This is a genomic window from Amphritea sp. (genome assembly GCF_050300915.1).
Classification (GTDB): domain Bacteria; phylum Pseudomonadota; class Gammaproteobacteria; order Pseudomonadales; family Balneatricaceae; genus Amphritea.
On record NZ_JBNKYN010000149.1, the window covers coordinates 1 to 2,372 of the forward strand.

3 protein-coding genes are annotated in these 2,372 nt (G+C 51.9%); 1 reads left to right on the plus strand and 2 read right to left on the minus strand.

The window, feature by feature from the left end; genetic code table 11:
• The first annotated feature begins 2 nt into the window (after nucleotides 1-2).
• Nucleotides 3-1,448 (plus strand): L-aspartate oxidase, encoded by a 1,446-nt coding sequence (gene nadB / locus ACQY8X_RS20815; protein ID WP_428037047.1) that lies wholly within the window; start codon nucleotides 3-5, stop codon nucleotides 1,446-1,448.
• Here nadB and ACQY8X_RS20820 read toward each other — a convergent pair.
• Both ACQY8X_RS20820 and ACQY8X_RS20825 read right to left on the minus strand, forming a co-directional pair.
• Nucleotides 1,429-1,881 carry a protein YgfX gene (locus tag ACQY8X_RS20820; RefSeq protein WP_428037048.1) on the minus strand — a complete coding sequence of 151 codons (453 nt, stop codon included), beginning with the start codon at nucleotides 1,879-1,881 and terminating at the stop codon, nucleotides 1,429-1,431. The genes nadB and ACQY8X_RS20820 overlap by 20 nt on opposite strands.
• Complete coding sequence (locus tag ACQY8X_RS20825) at nucleotides 1,859-2,119, minus strand: succinate dehydrogenase assembly factor 2 (protein WP_428037049.1); 261 nt, start codon at nucleotides 2,117-2,119, stop codon at nucleotides 1,859-1,861. Before ACQY8X_RS20825 ends, ACQY8X_RS20820 begins: the two co-directional genes overlap by 23 nt.
• Between the last annotated feature and the right edge of the window lie 253 nt (nucleotides 2,120-2,372).

The window sequence follows — 2,372 nt, forward strand, 5'->3', positions numbered from 1 at the left end:
GGGTGGCTGCCGTACTTGATGATACTGACAGCACCCAGGCGCACATACAGGACACAATCACCGCTGGCGCAAACCTGAGCCGCAGAGATGCTGTGGCATTTACCGTGGAACACGGAAAAGAGAGTATCGACTGGCTTATTCAGCAAGGCGTCCCCTTTACACGGGAGGGCAATGAGTATCACCTCACCAAGGAGGGTGGCCATAGTCATCGCCGCATCATTCACTCTGCCGATGCCACTGGCCAGGCGATTCAGCAAACACTCATCGAGCGGGCCCAGGCCTGCAGCAATATTGACCTGTTTGAAGATCGCATCGCAGTAGACCTGATAACCCGTCATAAATTAAACCTCGCCGACAACCGCTGTATCGGTGCATACGTGTTAAACCATAACACTGGCCATGTCGACGTGTTCAAAGCCGGGTCGACTGTCCTGGCGACCGGAGGTGTGAGCAAAGCTTATCTCTACACCAGCAATCCGGACGGCGCCTCAGGCGATGGCATTGCCATGGCATGGAGGGCAGGTTGCAGAGTAGGCAATCTGGAATTTAATCAGTTTCACCCAACCTGCCTTTACCACCCCCAGGCAAAGTCGTTTCTGATCTCAGAAGCCGTTCGCGGGGAAGGTGGAAAACTGCGCTTACCCGATGGCAGCAGGTTTATGGATAAGTTTGACACACGCGGCGAACTCGCACCCCGTGACATTGTTGCCAGGGCAATCGACCATGAGATGAAACGACTGGGCTGTGATTGCCTGTTTCTGGACATCTCTCATAAACCAGCTGAATTTATCAAACAGCACTTTCCAACAATTTATGAACGCTGTCTGAAATACGGTATTGATATTACCAAAGAGCCCATCCCGGTGGTTCCGGCAGCCCACTATACCTGTGGTGGAATAATGACGAACCAGCATGGCATGACCGATGTTGATGGGCTCTATGCCATTGGCGAGACATCCTTTACCGGACTCCATGGTGCTAACAGGCTTGCCAGCAACTCTCTTCTTGAGTGCATCGTCTATGCATCATCCGCGGCAAAACATATTGTCAGCCACAACCACCCTCTGGGGGAATTGCCAGAGATCCCCGCCTGGGATGAAAGCCAGGTAACCAACTCTGATGAAGATGTCATTATTGCTCACAACTGGGACGAGCTACGCCGTTTCATGTGGGATTACGTCGGTATCGTCAGAACCAACAAAAGACTGCAGCGTGCTAAACACCGGGTCGACCTGTTACAACAGGAGATCAGCGAGTATTACAGTAACTATAAAGTCAGTCGTGATCTTCTGGAGCTGCGAAACCTGGCGGTTGTCTCCGACCTGATAATTCGCTCAGCGATGCAGCGCCAGGAGAGCCGGGGCCTTCACTATACGCTGGATTATCCGGAAACCGGAGCAGAAGCCAGGGACACCATCCTGACACCGGTCAACTATGACTGGCGCTGACCGGTGGTGGCGCAAAACGCAGTAAGACCCTGAGTTTTCTGAAATGATCTGTGGACACGCTATCCCGCCAGATAAGCAGCGAAACCGGACGACGCTGCCCCTGCAACTTCAGTTTGAGTCCCAGCAACAGAGGATAGCTCATCCTCTGCTGTATCTCCTCAACCTCGATCCAGTCCCCTTCACCCAGACAGAGAGCAACCGCTTTGCGTTCAACCAGCCAACGCAAGCCGGTGACCGAGCGCGCATCAGTCAAAGTAATCAGGCGGGGCCAGCAGAAGCACAGATAACCGATACAAACTCCAGAGAGAGAAAGTTGCAAAGGGACACTCAACCCGGAAAACCAGAGTGAAAAAAGAGATAACCCGGTGAGTAACAGAAATACCCCCCGCGCAATGGCAGAGGGCTTCACTTCAATCTGCAGAGGGCTGAACACGATCGAGAATAATCCGTACAATGCGCTGCATATCGGGATCTTCAGCCTCCTCCCGCTCCATTAACCAAACAAACAGATCGGTATCTTCACAGGCCAGCAGCTTAACAAAGCGATCCTGGTCATCCTCAGACAGATCCTTAAAAGCTTCTTCAACGAATGGAACAAACAAAACATCCAGTTCCAGCATCCCTCTTCGACTTTGCCAGCGTAAACGGCGAATATCTTCTTCGGTATACATTATCTACCTGCTAATTATTGAGATTATTTTTTCGCGACTGTCACAGGACGCTTTAAACGAGGAGGCAATATATAAACTATTCCCTCTGCTAGCAAGCCACCTGCATCCTCCCTGTGACTAATGATGACCGGAATCACTTAAAGCAGCGGCCAGACGTGGCTACGCGAATTAAAAAACAGTCGCTAGACCGCTGCTTCGCAGCTTGCTAGACGTGGCTGCGCCACTTGTTAGAACGGAGCCTTCGGCTCCTGCT